Origin of the sequence: Streptococcus sanguinis (assembly GCF_013343115.1) — a bacterium.
Taxonomy (GTDB): domain Bacteria; phylum Bacillota; class Bacilli; order Lactobacillales; family Streptococcaceae; genus Streptococcus; species Streptococcus sanguinis_H.
The window spans coordinates 1,065,308-1,081,236 of record NZ_CP054570.1; the positions used below are offsets into that span (position 1 = coordinate 1,065,308).

16 protein-coding genes and 1 pseudogene are annotated in these 15,929 nt (G+C 42.2%); 6 read left to right on the forward strand and 11 right to left on the reverse strand.

The window, feature by feature from the left end:
* Nucleotides 1-107 precede the first annotated feature (107 nt).
* Nucleotides 108-1,073, forward strand: coding sequence for a polysaccharide deacetylase family protein (locus FOC72_RS05240; RefSeq protein ID WP_002895640.1), 966 nt, complete (start codon nucleotides 108-110; stop codon nucleotides 1,071-1,073).
* A 103-nt stretch (nucleotides 1,074-1,176) separates the two neighbouring features.
* Here FOC72_RS05240 and FOC72_RS05245 read toward each other — a convergent pair whose 3' ends face one another.
* The 8 genes from FOC72_RS05245 to FOC72_RS05280 all read right to left on the reverse strand — a co-directional run bounded on the left by FOC72_RS05245 (nucleotide 1,177) and on the right by FOC72_RS05280 (nucleotide 8,946).
* Complete coding sequence (locus tag FOC72_RS05245; RefSeq protein WP_002895641.1) at nucleotides 1,177-2,133, reverse strand: ABC transporter permease; 957 nt, start codon at nucleotides 2,131-2,133, stop codon at nucleotides 1,177-1,179.
* Between the two features lies 1 nt (nucleotide 2,134).
* Nucleotides 2,135-3,229, reverse strand: coding sequence for an ABC transporter permease (locus tag FOC72_RS05250; RefSeq protein WP_002895642.1), 1,095 nt, complete (start codon nucleotides 3,227-3,229; stop codon nucleotides 2,135-2,137).
* Nucleotides 3,222-4,757 (reverse strand): ABC transporter ATP-binding protein, encoded by a 1,536-nt coding sequence (locus FOC72_RS05255; protein WP_002895644.1) that lies wholly within the window; start codon nucleotides 4,755-4,757, stop codon nucleotides 3,222-3,224. The genes FOC72_RS05250 and FOC72_RS05255 overlap by 8 nt, the downstream gene beginning before the upstream one ends.
* Before the next feature lie 139 nt (nucleotides 4,758-4,896).
* Nucleotides 4,897-5,952, reverse strand: a complete 1,056-nt coding sequence (locus tag FOC72_RS05260) for a BMP family lipoprotein (protein WP_002895645.1) — start codon at nucleotides 5,950-5,952, stop codon at nucleotides 4,897-4,899.
* Nucleotides 5,953-6,023: 71 nt separating this feature from the next.
* Nucleotides 6,024-6,413: a cytidine deaminase gene (locus tag FOC72_RS05265; RefSeq protein WP_002895647.1), complete on the reverse strand. Its 390-nt coding sequence runs from the start codon at nucleotides 6,411-6,413 to the stop codon at nucleotides 6,024-6,026.
* Entirely contained in the window at nucleotides 6,400-7,062 is a 663-nt protein-coding gene (gene deoC / locus FOC72_RS05270; RefSeq protein WP_002895649.1) for a deoxyribose-phosphate aldolase, read from the reverse strand. The genes FOC72_RS05265 and deoC overlap by 14 nt, the downstream gene beginning before the upstream one ends.
* Nucleotides 7,063-7,079: 17 nt before the next feature.
* The gene (locus FOC72_RS05275; RefSeq protein WP_002895651.1) at nucleotides 7,080-8,357 is read right to left on the reverse strand and encodes a pyrimidine-nucleoside phosphorylase; all 1,278 of its coding nucleotides are present in this window, start codon (nucleotides 8,355-8,357) and stop codon (nucleotides 7,080-7,082) included.
* A gap of 1 nt (nucleotide 8,358) precedes the next feature.
* The gene (locus FOC72_RS05280; protein ID WP_002895653.1) at nucleotides 8,359-8,946 is read right to left on the reverse strand and encodes a class I SAM-dependent methyltransferase; all 588 of its coding nucleotides are present in this window, start codon (nucleotides 8,944-8,946) and stop codon (nucleotides 8,359-8,361) included.
* A gap of 94 nt (nucleotides 8,947-9,040) precedes the next feature.
* Between FOC72_RS05280 and coaA the strand changes: the two genes are divergently transcribed.
* The 3 genes and pseudogenes from coaA (at nucleotide 9,041) to FOC72_RS05300 (ending at nucleotide 10,957) form a co-directional block, all read left to right on the forward strand.
* Nucleotides 9,041-9,961, forward strand: a complete 921-nt coding sequence (gene coaA, locus FOC72_RS05285) for a type I pantothenate kinase (protein WP_002895656.1) — start codon at nucleotides 9,041-9,043, stop codon at nucleotides 9,959-9,961.
* A 70-nt stretch (nucleotides 9,962-10,031) separates the two neighbouring features.
* A complete protein-coding gene (gene rpsT, locus FOC72_RS05290; protein WP_002895661.1) occupies nucleotides 10,032-10,268 on the forward strand; it encodes a 30S ribosomal protein S20 in 237 nt (78 codons plus the stop codon).
* 70 nt (nucleotides 10,269-10,338) lie between these two features.
* Nucleotides 10,339-10,957, forward strand: a pseudogene (locus FOC72_RS05300) (P-loop NTPase family protein).
* Between the two features lie 10 nt (nucleotides 10,958-10,967).
* Here the strand turns inward: FOC72_RS05300 and FOC72_RS05305 are convergent.
* Nucleotides 10,968-11,543 carry a TetR/AcrR family transcriptional regulator gene (locus tag FOC72_RS05305; protein ID WP_002895666.1) on the reverse strand — a complete coding sequence of 192 codons (576 nt, stop codon included), beginning with the start codon at nucleotides 11,541-11,543 and terminating at the stop codon, nucleotides 10,968-10,970.
* Nucleotides 11,544-11,677: 134 nt separating this feature from the next.
* On the opposite strand from FOC72_RS05305, the gene FOC72_RS05310 reads away from it, so the two are divergent.
* Both FOC72_RS05310 and FOC72_RS05315 read left to right on the forward strand, forming a co-directional pair.
* On the forward strand, nucleotides 11,678-12,520 hold the full coding sequence (locus FOC72_RS05310) for a DegV family protein (protein ID WP_002895667.1): 843 nt from the start codon (nucleotides 11,678-11,680) through the stop codon (nucleotides 12,518-12,520).
* Between the two features lie 104 nt (nucleotides 12,521-12,624).
* Nucleotides 12,625-13,398 (forward strand): XRE family transcriptional regulator, encoded by a 774-nt coding sequence (locus FOC72_RS05315; RefSeq protein ID WP_002895669.1) that lies wholly within the window; start codon nucleotides 12,625-12,627, stop codon nucleotides 13,396-13,398.
* A gap of 82 nt (nucleotides 13,399-13,480) precedes the next feature.
* On the opposite strand, the gene FOC72_RS05320 is transcribed toward FOC72_RS05315, so the two are convergent.
* Complete coding sequence (locus FOC72_RS05320; RefSeq protein WP_002895671.1) at nucleotides 13,481-15,118, reverse strand: hypothetical protein; 1,638 nt, start codon at nucleotides 15,116-15,118, stop codon at nucleotides 13,481-13,483.
* Nucleotides 15,108-15,851, reverse strand: coding sequence for an ABC transporter ATP-binding protein (locus FOC72_RS05325; RefSeq protein ID WP_002895673.1), 744 nt, complete (start codon nucleotides 15,849-15,851; stop codon nucleotides 15,108-15,110). Before FOC72_RS05325 ends, FOC72_RS05320 begins: the two co-directional genes overlap by 11 nt.
* Nucleotides 15,852-15,929: the final 78 nt, after the last annotated feature.

Sequence of the window (15,929 nt, forward strand, 5' to 3'; positions counted from 1 at the left end):
TATTATAACAAAATTATATAAAAATGCCTACAAAACTACTTCTTTATTTGTTATAATAGATGTAAATTTCCGCAAGGAATTGTAATTTTTTTAAAAAAGGAGATATTATGACAGGAAAACATAGAGGAAATCGCATGCAGCAACGCAAAGCTAGGAAAAGAGCTATTTTGCTTTCTTTAACAAGTTTATTACTTTTTCTTGTCCTGATTGTAGGTGGCTTTTCTTTACTAGCCAAGCTGCAAAACTCGCACAACCAAAAAGAAGCTAATAACGTGTCAACGAACCAAGTCAATACTTCATCTAAAACTTCGTCAGCACCGACTCGGGAAAAAAAGACGACTTCGGATGACAGTAGCAAAGACAAGGTCAAATGGGTTAAGCAAGACCAACCAGTTCAAGTACCTATCTTGATGTATCATGCTATTCACGTCATGGATCCATCAGAAGCAGCTAACGCCGGTTTGATTGTGGACCCAGCCACATTTGAAAGTCATCTGAAAGCCTTGAAAGACGCAGGCTACTATCCACTAACACCAGCAGAAGCATACAAGGTACTGACGGAAAATGTCCTACCAGAAAACAAAAAAGTCGTCTGGCTGACCTTCGATGATAGTTTAAGGGATTTCTATACTAATGCCTTTCCACTTCTCCAGAAATATGACATGAAAGCAACCAATAATGTCATTACTGGATTTGTTCAAGCGGGTCGTGAAGATATGCTGACACTGGATGAGATAAAGGAAATGAAGGACAAAGGCATGTCTTTTGAAGATCACACCGTCAACCATCCTGATCTCTCAGCGACTGCAGAAGACCAACAAAAAATTGAGTTAAAAGACTCCAAGTCTTACTTAGACAAAGAACTGTCTCAAACAACAACAACCGTTGCCTATCCATCTGGACGATACAGTGATGCAACCTTGCAGATTGCTGAAAGCCTTGGCTATAAAATGGGACTGACAACCAATAACGGACTAGCTTCTCTATCCAATGGCTTACTCTCACTCAACCGCGTTCGCATAAACCCAACCACCACTGCAGAAGACCTGCTAAATGAAATTGCAACCAACTAATCTTAAAAAGCCCGCTTCACTTGAAGCAGGCTTTTTCTATTCCTATGATTATAGCTTCTTTCAAACACCAAAAACACCAGCTCCAAAGAACTGGTGTAAAGGTTTATTTAGACTTGATATAGTTGATACCATCCGCTTTCGGAGCAACAGCTTTACCAAAGAATGCCGCAAGGACTACAATCGTCAATACATAAGGTGCAATCTGCAGATAAACCGTTGGAACACTTGAAAGCAATGGCAACTGGTTCCCGATAACCGCCAAACTTTGGGAAGCTCCAAAGAAGAGACTCGCCAGCATAGCTCCGATAGGACTCCATTTACCAAAAATCATAGCTGCCAAGGCGATAAATCCTGGACCTACGATAGTTGTCACAGCAAAGTTAACCGAGATTGACTGAGCATAAATAGCTCCACCAATACCACCGAGCAGACCAGAGATCATGACACCGCAATAACGCATGAGATAAACATTGATTCCCAAGGTATCTGCCGCCTGCGGATGCTCTCCGACTGAGCGAAGACGCAGTCCGAATTTGGTCTTAAACATGATAAACCAAGCAAGGAAAGAGAAAGCAATAGCAAGGTAACCAACCAAGCTTGTATGCTTGAAGAAAATGTCTCCCAAGACTGGAATATCAGACAGAACAGGGAAATTAAACTTCCCGAATGAACGCTGAATGTTATCTGTTTGTCCCTTGTTATAAATAGCTTTAACAAGGAAAATTGCCAAGGCTGGCGCCAGCAAGTTCAGCACTGTACCACTCACAACGTGGTCAGCACGGAAGGTAATGGTCGCAACAGCATGGATAAGAGAGAAGACAACTCCGACTAAACCAGCAGCAATCAAAGAAAGCCACGGAGTCGCGCTACCCAAGCTCTTCTCGAAAGTCAGGTTAAAGAGAACGCCTGTAAAAGCCCCCATAACCATGATTCCTTCCAAGCCGACATTAACAACACCAGCGTGTTCAGAATAAGCCCCGCCAATACTTGTGAAAATCAAGGGAGCCGCATAAATCAGCATAGATGATACTAATAAACTTAATACCGTTACAATATTCATCCTAGTTTCCCTCCTTCACTTTTTTAGCTTCTTGACGTCGATTTTTAAGGAAATCAAAGATTGTCATACCTGTCATACGCTCAATCAGATAGTGGGCGCTGACAAAGAAGATAATAGAAGCTGTTACGATGTTTACAAGTTCTGTTGGAATCTGAGCCACATTCATACCTGGAGCACCAACACTCAAAACTGCAAAGAGGAAGGCTGCAAAGAGGATTCCAATTGGAGAATTGGCTGCCAAGAGACTTACCGCCATACCATTGAAACCAACACTCAAGGAACTTCCTTGAACAAAGACATTCTGATAAGTTCCAAGTCCTTCTACTACTCCTCCAAGTCCTGCAAGAGCACCTGAAATAATCATAGATACGATAATAGTACGCTTAGATGACATCCCTGCATATTCAGATGCATTTGGATTAAGCCCTACAGCACGAATTTCAAAACCAAGTGTTGTTTTCTTAAGCAAATACCAAATAACCACTACTGCAATCAAGGCAAAGAAGATACCGATATTCATACGAGAGTTAGATGTAAGACTTCTCAACCACTCTGTTTGATAAATCGCATTTGCACTGACACGCTTACTAGAGTCAACACTCTGCATCACAGATTCTGGGAAACTATGAATAAGGGCATTTCCAACAAAAAGAACAATATAGTTCATCATAATGGTTACGATGACTTCACTCGTTCCCAGATAAGCACGCAGAATTCCTGGAATAGATCCGATAATACCACCAGCTACTGCTGCAATGACTACAGTCGCCAATAACATCAGTGGACGAGGTAAATTTGGGAAGGAAAGTGCAAACCAGCCAGCCATAATCCAGCCGGCCAAAGCCTGTCCTGGAAGCCCAACATTAAAGAATCCAGCACGGCTAGCTACAGCAAAGCCCAAACCAATGAGAATCAGAGGTCCCATCGCACGAGAAATCTCACCCAAACTTCTCAAAGAACCAAAAGCTGTTTTAAAGAGGGATTCATACCCCCAGATAGCATCATAACCAAAGATGGCCATGACAACCGCTCCCAATAAAATCCCTAGAAGAACTGAGATTAAAGGAACTGCAATCTGTTGTGCTTTTTTAGACATTTGAAGCTCCCTTCTGAATCTTACCACCAGCCATGAGAATACCAAGCTCTTGCTTATTAGTTTCCTCTGGAGTTACAATTCCCTGAATCTTACCATCGTGGATAACGGCGATTCTATCAGAAACATTGAGGATTTCGTCTAGCTCAAAGCTAACAACTAGGACAGCCTTGCCTTGAGTCCGTGCTTCAATCAAACGTTTATGAATGTATTCAATAGCTCCCACGTCAAGTCCGCGAGTTGGCTGACTGACAATCAGAAGGTCTGGATCACGGTCCACTTCCCGAGCAATGATAGCTTTCTGTTGGTTTCCTCCTGAAAGAGCTGAAGCAGGTACATATTCACTAGCCGCCCGAACATCAAATTCATCCATCAACTTGCGTGCGTAAGAATAAATGTTACCGTAGTTCAGGATTCCATTTTTACTGAGCGGTTCTTTATAGTAAGTCTGCAGAGCAATATTTTCAGAAATGGACATTGCCAGGACCAAACCATCACGGTGACGGTCTTCAGGAACATGGCTGACTTTCATTTCAGTTATCTGCCGCGGCTGCTTACCAATAATAGACTGGTTCTTAATTGTAATCTCGCCAGAGCTAGCCTTTCTAAGACCTGTAATAGCCTGAATCAGCTCAGTTTGACCATTGCCGTCAATCCCAGCAATACCAACAATCTCACCAGCACGGACATCAAGAGAAAGGCCCTTAACAGCTGGAACACCACGGTTTTCTTCAACAACAAGATTTTTTATTGACAAGACAGTTTCTTGAGGATTAGCAGGCTCTTTCGCAGTCTTGAAGGAAACAGCCCGGCCCACCATCATTTCAGCCAAATCTTGGTTAGTTGCACCAGCGATTTCAACTGTTTCAATGGATTTTCCGCGACGAATAACCGTTACTCGGTCAGAAACTGCCCGAATCTCATCCAACTTGTGAGTGATGAGAATGATAGATTTTCCTTCTTTTACCAGATTCTTCATGATTTTCATCAATTCATCAATCTCAGCTGGCGTCAGAACGGCTGTTGGCTCGTCAAAGATGAGAATGTCCGCCCCACGATAAAGAGTTTTCAGAATCTCAACCCGCTGCTGGGCACCGACAGAGATATCTTCTACCTTAGCAGATGGATCAACTGCCAATCCGTATTTCTCAGACAGTTCCTTAATTTCTTTAGTGGCACCTTTCAAGTCCAACACACCATTTTTTGTGATTTCACTTCCAAGGATGATATTTTCAGCGACAGTAAAAGCTTCAACAAGCATAAAGTGCTGGTGCACCATCCCGATACCAAGTGAGGCCGCCTTTGATGGAGAGTCCAGTTTAACTGACTTTCCATTCACTACAATCTCACCGCTGGTCGGCTCAAGCAGGCCAGCCAGCATATTCATCAAGGTTGACTTGCCGGCACCATTTTCTCCCAAAAGAGCGTGAATTTCACCTTTTCTGAGTTCCAAATTGATTTTATCATTGGCTACAAATTCACCAAAAATTTTGGTGATTTCTCGCATTTCAATGACATTTTCATGTGTCATGGCTCTTTCCTTTCCAGAATTTCATTTTATTTCAATAAAATTTACTAGCACAGCCAGTGCTAATAAATTCTATTGACACAAAGGCGTCTCAATTTCAAAAAGAAGCGACCCTACACGGTCGGATCGCTCTTAAATTGTTTTATTTGTCAGGAACAGTGATGCTGCCGTCAAGGATTTTTGCTTTCGCTTCTTCAACAGCCTTTTTAGTATCTTCTGACAGGTTTGTAGTTGTCAAGTCAACTCCACCGTCTTTCAGACCGAAGGTTGTAGTTTTACCGCCTGGGAATTTACCTTTAGCAGTTTGGTTAGCGATGTCTTGGACAGTCTTACCAACTTGTTTCAAGCTTGATGCCAAAACAAAGTTAGACTCTTTACCATCCTTAGACTTGTATTTACCTTCTTCAGTTTGGTCACGGTCAACACCAAGTACCCAAACTTTTTCATCTTCATTTCTTGTTTCGTTGATTGACTTAGCTTCGTTAAATACTCCAGCACCAGTTCCACCAGCAACTTGATAAACCACATCTGCACCTGCAGCATATTGAGCAGCAGCAATTGTCTTACCTTTAGCAGCATCGCCGAATGAGCCAGCATAGTCTACTTGAATCTTGATAGATGGATCAACTGATTTCACACCAGCTTCGAAACCTTTTTCAAAACGTGTGATAACTGCGCCTTCTATACCACCTACGAAACCAACTTGTTTTGTCTTAGTAGTTTTTGCAGCAGCAACACCAGCAAGGTAAGCAGCTTCATTATCAGCAAAGACAGCTGAAGCAACATTCTTTTGTCCTTCGATAACATCATCGATAATAACATAATTGATTTCTGTGTTATCTTTGGCAGCAGATTCAACCGCATCACGAAGGGCAAATCCGATACCAAATACTAGCTTGTAACCATCTGTAGCAGCTTGATTCAGGTTGTTTGCGTACTGAGACTCATCATTAGATTGGTAGTAAGTGTAACCATTGTCTTTTGAAAGACCGTTTTCTTTACCCCAAGCTTGCAAACCTTCCCAAGCTGACTGGTTAAATGATTTATCATCAACACCGCCAGTATCTGTTACGATAGCAGCTTTCAAGTCAGTTTTCGCATCTGAAGAATCTGAGCGAGAAGCACGGTTTCCACATGCAGCAAGTCCGATTGCTGCGACAGTTACTAGACCAAGACCTAGCCATTGTTTTTTGTTCATTTCTGAACCTCCTAATTAAGATGTGCAACACAGTTGCAAGTTTGAGTTTGGTCAGATGACCGATAACAGACTTATGTTAAATCTGTAAAAGAATATGGAAGTAATTCCTTGACCGTCATCACGACCGTCGATTTATCTTTAGCGACCAAGGTCACTTTTAGATCCTCAGCAAAAAATTCTGCCATTACTTGGCGGCAGGCACCACAGGGTGATATGGGTTTTTCCGTCTCACCATAGACAATCAGCTCCTCGAAGTCTAAAACTCCTTCTGAAACTGCCTTAAATATAGCTGTCCGCTCTCCACAGTTGGTCAAGCCAAAACTGGCATTTTCAACATTAACGCCAGTAAATATCCGTCCGTCTTTAGCGACCAAAACTGCTCCGATAGGGAAATGAGAATAGGGAACATAAGCATTTTTACTAGCTTGGACAGCCAAGTCAATCAACTCAGTAGTCGCCACTAGCTTCTTCTCCCTTCATAATAGCCACACCGGCCGAAGTTCCAATCCGAGTCGCACCAGCTTCAATAAAGGCCAGAGCATCTTCGTAAGAACGAGCGCCACCAGAAGCCTTAACCCCCATGTCAGGACCAACTGTTTTTCTCATGAGGGCGACATCTTCGACTGTCGCACCTCCAGTTGAAAATCCTGTAGAGGTCTTAACAAAATCAGCTCCAGCTTTCTGAGCCAGTTGGCAAGCCTTAACCTTTTCCTCATCTGTCAGCAAGCAAGTTTCCAGAATTACCTTGACCAAGGTACCGTTAGCAGCTTCTACAACCGCACGGATGTCTCGCTCTACCAAATCATAATCTTTAGACTTCAGAGCGCCGACATTGATGACCATATCCACTTCGCCCGCACCCTTTTGAATTGCGTCCTGCGTTTCAAAAGCTTTCACATCGGAAGTATTGGCTCCTAAAGGAAAACCAATTGGCACACAAACCTTGACATCTGATCCTTTCAGCTGCTCCGCAGCAAACTCTATCCAGGTTGGATTGACACAGATACTGGCAAAATCATAAACTTTTGCTTCTTCAATTAACTTCAGAATCTGCTCTTCTGACGCTTCAGGTTTTAAAAGCGTATGGTCTATGTATTTGTTTAATTTCATGTTGGCTTCTCCTAGAATTAAGCAATAACCTCGATAATCTCGCTTACTGCAACGCTTTCATCACCTATTTTAACATTTTTTTGAAAATCTGTAACTAGTTCTTGAGAAATTTTTTCATTTGAATAAATTTTTGCGAAAACTTCTCCAATTTCGACCTTGTCTCCGACTTTCTTTTCGAAAACAATTCCTGTTTCATAATCTAAGTCGTCAGATTTAACTGCCCGTCCTGCTCCAAGTCTCATGGCAAAGAGGCCGAATTCCATAGCAGGCAGTTCAGTGATATAACCTGCCTGTTCTGCTTTCACATCTACAATATGAACTGCACTTGATGGACGATAGAGATCTTCCAAGTCACCACCTTGAGCTACAACCATAGCTTCAAATTTCTTCAAGGCAGCACCGTTGGTCAGCTGTTCTCTTACTTCTTCCACCGTTTTCTCAACATCTGCCAGTCCGAGCATAATCTGAGCCAACTCACAAATGAAAGTTGTGATGTCTTCACGACCCCTGCCCTGCAAGATATCCAGAGCTTCTAAGATTTCCAGACGATTGCCAATGCTGGTTCCCAAAGGCTGACTCATATCTGTCAGAACGGCTACTGTTTTTCTGCCAACAGCCTTGCCCAAATCGACCATAGTGCGAGCTAACACGCGAGCATCCTCTATATTTTTCATAAAGGCGCCTTCACCAACCGTCACATCCAGAAGGATGCTGTCTGCACCAGCCGCAATCTTCTTACTCATGACAGAGCTGGCTATCAGCGGAATCGTATCAACAGTTGCTGTTACATCTCTCAAGGCATAGAGTAGCTTATCCGCCAACACCAACTGATCTGACTGCCCGATTACTGATAAGCCGATTTCCTGCACCTGCTTGATAAAGTCTTCTTGACTGCGCTCCACCTGAAATCCGTTAATGGATTCCAATTTATCAATGGTTCCTCCAGTATGGCCCAGCCCGCGGCCGCTCATTTTAGCAACGGGCACACCAAAGCTAGCCACCAAAGGAACCAAGACCAGAGTCACTTTATCACCAACACCACCGGTGGAATGTTTGTCTACTTTTATACCTGCGATTTCCGACAGGTCAAACTGCTCACCAGTTCCAACCATCGTCATGGTTAAGTCTGAAATTTCCTGAGTTGTCATTCCCTTAAAATAGACAGCCATTGCAAAGGCTGCCATCTGATAATCAGGCACCGTCCCGTCCACATAACCCTCAATCAGCCACTGAATTTCCTGACTGGTTAGTTCCAGACCGTCTCTCTTCTTTTGGATAATATCTACAGCACGCATCCTATTTTTCGCTCCTTAGTATATAGTAGCCTTTGTCCTTCTTAACAATCTCACAATTACCGAAGATAGCTTCCATCTTCGACTTGGCACTGGGCGCTCCTTGCTTCTTCTGAATCACAAGGGTCAAATCACCGCCTTCTGTCAAATGCTCATAGCTTCCGCTGATAACCTCATGTACAACCTGCTTACCAGCACGGATAGGCGGATTACTGATAATATGGTCGAAAATGCCACTGACCTTTTCATAAACATTTGACTGGAAGATATGAGCAGATACCTGATTCCTCTCAGCATTCTTCTGAGCCAAGTCCAAGGCCCGCTGGTTGATATCTACCATGGTCGCAGCCACTCCGTACGCTTTGGCTAAAGTCAAACCTAGTGGCCCATAGCCGCAGCCAACATCCAAGACCCGTTCTCCAGCTTCAAAGTCCAAGACAGACAAAAGAACCCGACTGCCATAATCAATCATCTTTTTACTGAAGACACCAGCATCTGTCAAAAAAGTCAGCCGCTGTCCTAACAGTTCCACATTTAATTCATGAATATCATGTTTGGCATCAGGATTTTCTGCAAAATACATTTTAGTCATACAACCATTTTATCATAATTTTCCTAGATTTGTAAATCGTTTTCATTTCTCCAAAAAGTATGTTATACTAAAGTCCATCATACAGGAGTAACTTATGACTAACGAATTTCTTCACTTTGAAAAAATCAGCCGCCATACTTGGCAAAACCTGCACCGTAAAACAACTCCGCCTCTGACTCAGGCGGAACTTAACTCCATCAAGAGTTTCAATGATAAGATCAGCCTGCAGGACGTGACGGACATTTATTTACCCTTGACCAATCTCATTCAGATTTATAAACGTTCCAAGGAAGACTTGGCTTTTTCCAAGGGGATTTTTCTACAAAAGGAAAGCCGAAAACAACCTTTTATTATCGGAGTTTCTGGTAGTGTGGCCGTTGGGAAATCCACCACCAGCCGTTTGCTGCAGATTTTGCTTTCTCGGACTTTTTCAAATGCGACAGTCGAGCTAGTTACCACAGATGGTTTTTTATTTCCGAATAAAACCTTGGAAGATCATGGCATTTTAAACCGCAAGGGTTTCCCAGAAAGCTATAATATGGAGCTACTTCTTTCCTTTCTGGACAGCATAAAAAACGGTCAGGATTTCCAAATTCCAGTCTACTCGCATGAAACTTATGATATCGTCCCTCAGGAAATGCAGGAGGTAAAGGCTGCAGATTTTGTTATCGTCGAAGGCATCAATGTTTTCCAAAATCCACAGAACGAGCGCCTATATATGACAGACTTTTTTGACTTTTCTATCTATGTTGATGCTGAAGTCGAAAATATTGAAAATTGGTATCTGGATCGCTTTAAAAAAATGCTGACGCTGGCTGAAAATGACCCCAAAAACTACTACCACCGCTTCACCACTCAATCAGAAGAGGAAGTAGTAACCTTCGCCCATAATGTTTGGAAAAGCATTAACCTTGTCAACCTGCTAGACTACATTGAGCCAACTCGCAATCGGGCAGAAATTATCCTGCACAAAGCTGGAAATCATGAAATTGATGAAATTTACTTAAAAAAATAAAAAAGCTTGTCAAATCCTAACTTTTCATATATAATTAGATAGTTAGTATTTTCAATGGAGGTGAAACAACTTGGCAAACATTAAATCAGCTATCAAACGCGCTGAATTGAACGTGAAACATAACGAAAAAAACTCAGCTCAAAAGTCAGCTATGCGTACTGCAATCAAAGCATTTGAAGCAAACCCATCTGAAGAACTTTTCCGTGCTGCTAGCTCAGCTATCGATAAAGCAGAAACAAAAGGTTTGATCCACAAAAACAAAGCAAGCCGCGATAAAGCACGCCTTTCAGCTAAACTTGCTAAATAATGCATACAAAGGGAGCTCTCAGGAGCTTTTTTTGTTTCTAACATAAAAGAGATAGGGATGAAAAAAAGCAATTATTGGTTATTCCGGTTCTGGCAAATCCACTTTAGTAGCACAACTGTTCAACCACTACCCCATTCCCAAACTTCACATGGATAGATTGCTATTTTTTACTCAATGAAAATCAAAGAGCAAACTAGGCAGCTAGCCGTAGGCAGTACTGGCGTACGGCAAGGCGACGCTGACGTAGTTTGAATTTGATTTTCGAAGAGTATCAACCTGGCTGGAAGGATAGTGACCATGATTGGATGCGAGAACAGATGGACAATTTTTTGTCAAAAAATACCGACTGGATCATTGACGGCAGCTATTCTTGGTGTTTTTATGAACGGCGGATGGCAGAAGCCGACCAAATTATCTTTCTGAACTTCTCTCGCTGGAACTGCCTCTATCGAGCTTTCAAACGCTATCTAAAATACCGCAACCGGACCAGAGAAAGCATGACTCCAGGCTGTCCAGAAAAGTTTGACTGGGAATTTATCTGCTGGGTTCTTTGGAAAGGACGACGTCAAACAGCACTGGCAAGATATAAGAGAATCCGTCAAACCTTTCCTCAGAAATTCTACGAATTAAGGAACCAAAAAGAACTGACTAGCTTCTTACAGAAGCTAAAAACAAGTGAGCCGTTGTGACTCACTTGTTTTATTTAATTTTCTTTTTCTGTGGGAAAAGAGGCAGGCCTAGAGAAGCTATTTTTTCAGCTGGAACCTTCATCCCGTCCTTAATCCACTTGGAAAGAACGGAAACAACTGCCGAACTCCAGAAGGAATTCATGTAAGAGTTAGTCGTTTTCTTAGCATTGCGATTGCGCTTTTCCAAAAAGTCAAACACGGCCTGAGTCAGCAGCTTTTCAAAATTATAGTCAATGGCTAGACTGATAACCCGAGCTTCTTTCTTGGCTTCCTTAAAAAGAAAAAGCCAAATTTGGTACATCTCAGTTTTAAAGTTAAACTCTTCCAATTTATCCGTAATACCTTGAACAGTGTTTTTAAAAATCTCTTCCAGAATCTGCTCTTTAGAGCTATAATTGCGGTAAAAAGCAGCGCGGGAAACCCCTGCTCGCTCAACCAGCTCTGAAATCGTAATTTTTTTGAGTTCTTTCTTCTCCAGCAGCTGCATGAGAGAAATTTCCAGAGACTCTCTCGTGATTTGATTGGATTCCTGATTGTATTTCTTTAAATTCGCGAGTGATTTTTCCGATATTTTCTTTTCCGACATAACAATTTCTTCCCTCTTGTCTCAGCTGACAGTTTCCGCTTTCTAGTAAGCATTCTTCATGTTATAATTTTAAAAAAAGACAGGTTTTTTGTCAATTTTTTTATTGTACATACTTGACAAAAAAGGAGAAAAATATGACTTGGAAAATTATAGCTGACTCTGGCTGTGACTTTCGTGAAATGAAAAACTTGGCTAAAGACACCCAGTTTGAAAGTGTTCCCTTAACCATTCAAGTGGAAAATGAGATTTTTGTAGATGACAAGCAGCTTGATATTGACCTGATGATGGAGAAGATGTATGCTTCTTCTGCTGCTTCAAAGTCTGCCTGCCCTAGTCCAGATGACTATCTCAAAAGCTTTGAGGGAGCCGACACGATCTTTGTGGTGACTATCACTGGAACTCTATCTGGCAGCAATAATAGTGCACAGGTTGCTAAGAAAATCTTTTTGGAAGAACATCCTGATGCCCATATTCATGTCATTGATAGTCTTTCTGCTGGCGGCGAGGTGGACTTACTTGTGACTAAACTCAATGAACTCATTCAGCAAGATCTCAGCTTTGATGAAGTCGTTCAAGTCATTAGTCGCTATCAAGAGAAAACCAAGCTTCTCTTCGTTCTGGCAAAGGTAGATAACTTGGTCAAAAACGGCCGGCTTAGCAAACTTCTGAGAACCGTTGTCGGCTTGCTCAATATCCGTATGGTCGGTGAAGCTAGCCAGACTGGCACGCTAGAGCTTCTGCAAAAGGCACGCGGCTCGAAAAAGGCTCTTGCTTCTGCAATCGAAGAGCTACTCAAAGCTGGTTACAAGGGTGGCCGACTCATCATCGCTCACCGCAATAACGAGAAGTTCTGCCAGCAATTTAGTCAGCTGATACAAGAAAAGTATCCCCAAGCTCAAATCGAAACAATACCAACTTCAGGTCTCTGCAGCTTCTACGCTGAGGAAGGCGGAATCTTAATGGGCTACGAAATTTAATAAGGTATCTAAAAAAGTAAAGGATTAGGCTAAGATAATTGACCTATCCCTTTACTTTTTCGATTTAATTCGCTATAATAAAACCAAGTAAAGGAGTTGATATTATGGCCAGAGGAAGAGGCGCCGCAAGCCCCCAAGATAAGGAAGCAAGTCTTCTCATTTCTAAAAAGCTCAAAGAACTTCTCAAGGAAACAGGGAAAAAACAAGTCGAACTGTCTCGTGAAACAGGCATTCCTGCTAGTACACTGACTGGCTATATCAAAGGGACATCTCTGCCTATCGCAGCCAATCTAGAAAAGATTGCAAGATTTTTTGAGGTAGAGGTCGAAGAAATCGACCCTCGTTACCGACTAATTGCAGATATCCCTCAACGATTTCCCGATTTAAATCGTATTTATCAGCAACTTGACCAAGACAGACAGGAGAAAGGATTAAAGCTACTAGAAGCTAGCCTGACTGAGCAAGAAACACAAGCCAGCTTAAAGGATGACTACTTTCCCTACTTGGTCTATGAGAATTACTATCTCTCTCAGCATAAGCCTGAACAAGCTGATTTAGTCTGGTTGGACAGAGAAATCGACTACGATATTGCCCTCTGGGTGCGAACTGACTCGCTAGAGCCTAAGTATCCGAGAGATTCCGTAGCCCTAATCAAGCAGACTCATTTTGAGCTTGCCGGTGCTATCTATGCAATTGACTATGACGGCCAAACCATTATTAAAAGGGTTTTCAATGATCCAACAGGAATTCGCTTAATTTCCCTTAATAAAAAATACAGTGATAAGTTTATCCCGCATGAGGAAGAACCTAAACTCATCGGTCGAGTTATGGCGACTTTCATGCCACTGGATGTAGAAAAAATAAAGAAAAACAAATAACAGTTCTGTACATTTGCAGAACTGTTATTTTGATGATTATCAGTCAAAAAATCAGAAAGTCTTTCGACTTCCTGATGCTCTTTTAATAAAATACTGCTAACTCTTCATTCAGCTTTTTCATGTAGTGTTTGTGGACTATGTAAGACAACACAGCTAATCCTACTAGAACTAGAGCTACTATCGTATAAATTACTAGAGGCGCAATAACATTGGATATAAAGAAGAGAAGAGTAATGACAATCAACATTCCTAAAATCAGAGCGATGGCTAAGAGAGTTTTCACCATACTATTATCTCGGCTCATCAATTCTGTGACATTGGACCAATTAGTCACGAGATGCTTATAGTCTCGGTAGTAACCCCAAGAACTCCACATTAGACTAATCAAGGCCCAAACAATCACCATGCCCAAGAAAGTAACTGGATGCATACCGGAAACAAGACTGGTTATCAAAAGCAAGGTCAAAGGCAGGATAGACTGGACGGCAAAGAGCTGCCAAAACTTCAGATGAATATACTGCTTCAAATCAAAGGGGAGAACCTTGAGATAATCAAAATTTTCCCTTTCCAGAGAAATCCCAATAGCCGTAAGGTTGCTGCCGCCTGAGTTTAGTGTTGCAATCAAAACAGCCAGGGCCATCATTGGCAAGAGGAAACGTGGTCCCAGATAAGAAGTCAAAGACAGGCCGCCTTGTATCATGCCCATTCCCATACTGAAAATGACAATGTAAGGGAGAAAGGCCGACATAAAGATAGCCTGCATAATGACAGAACCCTCACTCAAGAGCCTGATATTGTAGCGCCAGACAAACTTTTTGAGATTTTTTGCTTCCGCAATATTGATGTCATGCACGCGCTCCCGCTTTCCTACTGAGGAACCCGTCATGAGAGCGGCCTCATAAAATTCTGGAATCACCTTGGTCTTTACGATGAAAAATAGAAGAGCCGCAACTGCCACCCATCCCAAAAATCCCAGCAAGGACGCTGTATGAAAAGGATGAAGGATAAAATCATAAAAAGCTTGAACTGGAGGGAAGAAAGCTTTAACCTCCGTACGATTTATAACGCTTCTGCTGTTCATTTGATTAATCATAAAATAGAGGAAAAAGGAGCCAACGGAAACAAGAGCCAGAATGACATTGGACAGGATGGTCTTGTACTTCCTGAAAAAGGCTGTCTTGGTAGTAAAGTGGACGGCAATCAAAATAAGAAAGGTAATGACTGAACTTAAAATCAGAATGGCAAGCAGAGCCAAGGGAAGCCCAAAGAAAGGATTGCCACCTTGAAAAGCCAAAACCAAGAAATAACTGAACATAGGCAAAATGGCAATCAGCAAGGTCAGAATAACTGAAATGCTTTTGCCGACGATGATTTCTGCTTCGCTAAAAGCGTAGGGACGATAAGACTGCAAGTCCTTGCTTTCATAAAAGACATTGTAAAAAACCAGAAAGCCCTGAGACATAGAAAAGAGAGCAAAAGCAGAAACCAAATTGGCAAAGAGACCAGGATTGCCAACCAGTTGGTTCAGGGAGCCCATCAAGCCGAAAAGAAAGAGATAGACCAGTCCTAAAATCAGATACATGCGGATGGCCTTCAGCGATACATTGACCTTGCGCTCAGGATTCTTAGCTTGCATCTTGCGGTACTGTTGCAGCTGAGACGGCTGAATAGCATAGAGGATGTTGATATCAACGAGTTTTTTTATAGCTTTAATGCGCATCAGGACTCACCTCTTCTCTGCGGCCTGCTAGACCAAGATAAATGGTTTCAAGAGACTGTTCTGGATGTTGGCCTTTTAGTTCTTCAATGGTTCCATAGAAAATCAATTTCCCTTTTTTGAGAATAGCCACCTTATCACAGAGCTGCTCTGCAACTTCCAAGACGTGGGTTGAAAAGAGAACTGTATTTCCTTTATCTGCATGCTGGCGCATCATCTGCTTGAGGTCAAAAGCTGCCTGCGGATCAAGACCCGTCAGCGGCTCATCCAGCACCCAAATATCTGGATCAGACAAAAGAGCTGCAATAACGAAGACTTTTTGCCTCATCCCATGAGAAAATGAATCAATGACCTCATACCGATGAGAGCCAAAGTCGAAAAGATGGAGCAGATTTCCCAATCGCTCTTCTACTTCAGCATTTGTCATATCGTAAGAAGTCGCTACCAGTTCCCAGAACTCATTGGCAGTTAGGCGCAAAAATAAATCTGGTGAATCAGCTACATAGCCGATTTTTTTCTTGACTTCCAAGCGATTAGCGGATAATTCTTTCCCATCTACAAAAATCTGTCCACTACTAGGATTGATGACGCTGACCAATGACTTAATGGTGGTAGATTTTCCGGCGCCATTGTGACCAATCAGACCGACGATTTCTCCGCTTTGCAAGGTCAAATTCAGCTGATTGAGAGCTACCGTTCCTTCATAAACTTTAGTGACATCTTTAAATTCAATCATAAGAGAGCTCCTTTACCGATTTCTATACAGATTAGTATACTCTTTTTGCGCCTTTTTGTCTCGTCTCTGCCTAACGAC

Coding starts and splice junctions, on each gene's coding strand:
- FOC72_RS05240 (WP_002895640.1), top strand. CDS start 108: ATGACAGGAAAACATAGAGGAAATCGCATGCAGCAACGCAAAGCTAGG.
- FOC72_RS05245 (WP_002895641.1), bottom strand. CDS start 2,133: ATGAATATTGTAACGGTATTAAGTTTATTAGTATCATCTATGCTGATT.
- FOC72_RS05250 (WP_002895642.1), bottom strand. CDS start 3,229: ATGTCTAAAAAAGCACAACAGATTGCAGTTCCTTTAATCTCAGTTCTT.
- FOC72_RS05255 (WP_002895644.1), bottom strand. CDS start 4,757: ATGACACATGAAAATGTCATTGAAATGCGAGAAATCACCAAAATTTTT.
- FOC72_RS05260 (WP_002895645.1), bottom strand. CDS start 5,952: ATGAACAAAAAACAATGGCTAGGTCTTGGTCTAGTAACTGTCGCAGCA.
- deoC (WP_002895649.1), bottom strand. CDS start 7,062: ATGAAATTAAACAAATACATAGACCATACGCTTTTAAAACCTGAAGCG.
- FOC72_RS05275 (WP_002895651.1), bottom strand. CDS start 8,357: ATGCGTGCTGTAGATATTATCCAAAAGAAGAGAGACGGTCTGGAACTA.
- FOC72_RS05280 (WP_002895653.1), bottom strand. CDS start 8,946: ATGACTAAAATGTATTTTGCAGAAAATCCTGATGCCAAACATGATATT.
- coaA (WP_002895656.1), top strand. CDS start 9,041: ATGACTAACGAATTTCTTCACTTTGAAAAAATCAGCCGCCATACTTGG.
- FOC72_RS05305 (WP_002895666.1), bottom strand. CDS start 11,543: ATGTCGGAAAAGAAAATATCGGAAAAATCACTCGCGAATTTAAAGAAA.
- FOC72_RS05310 (WP_002895667.1), top strand. CDS start 11,678: ATGACTTGGAAAATTATAGCTGACTCTGGCTGTGACTTTCGTGAAATG.
- FOC72_RS05315 (WP_002895669.1), top strand. CDS start 12,625: ATGGCCAGAGGAAGAGGCGCCGCAAGCCCCCAAGATAAGGAAGCAAGT.
- FOC72_RS05320 (WP_002895671.1), bottom strand. CDS start 15,118: ATGCGCATTAAAGCTATAAAAAAACTCGTTGATATCAACATCCTCTAT.
- FOC72_RS05325 (WP_002895673.1), bottom strand. CDS start 15,851: ATGATTGAATTTAAAGATGTCACTAAAGTTTATGAAGGAACGGTAGCT.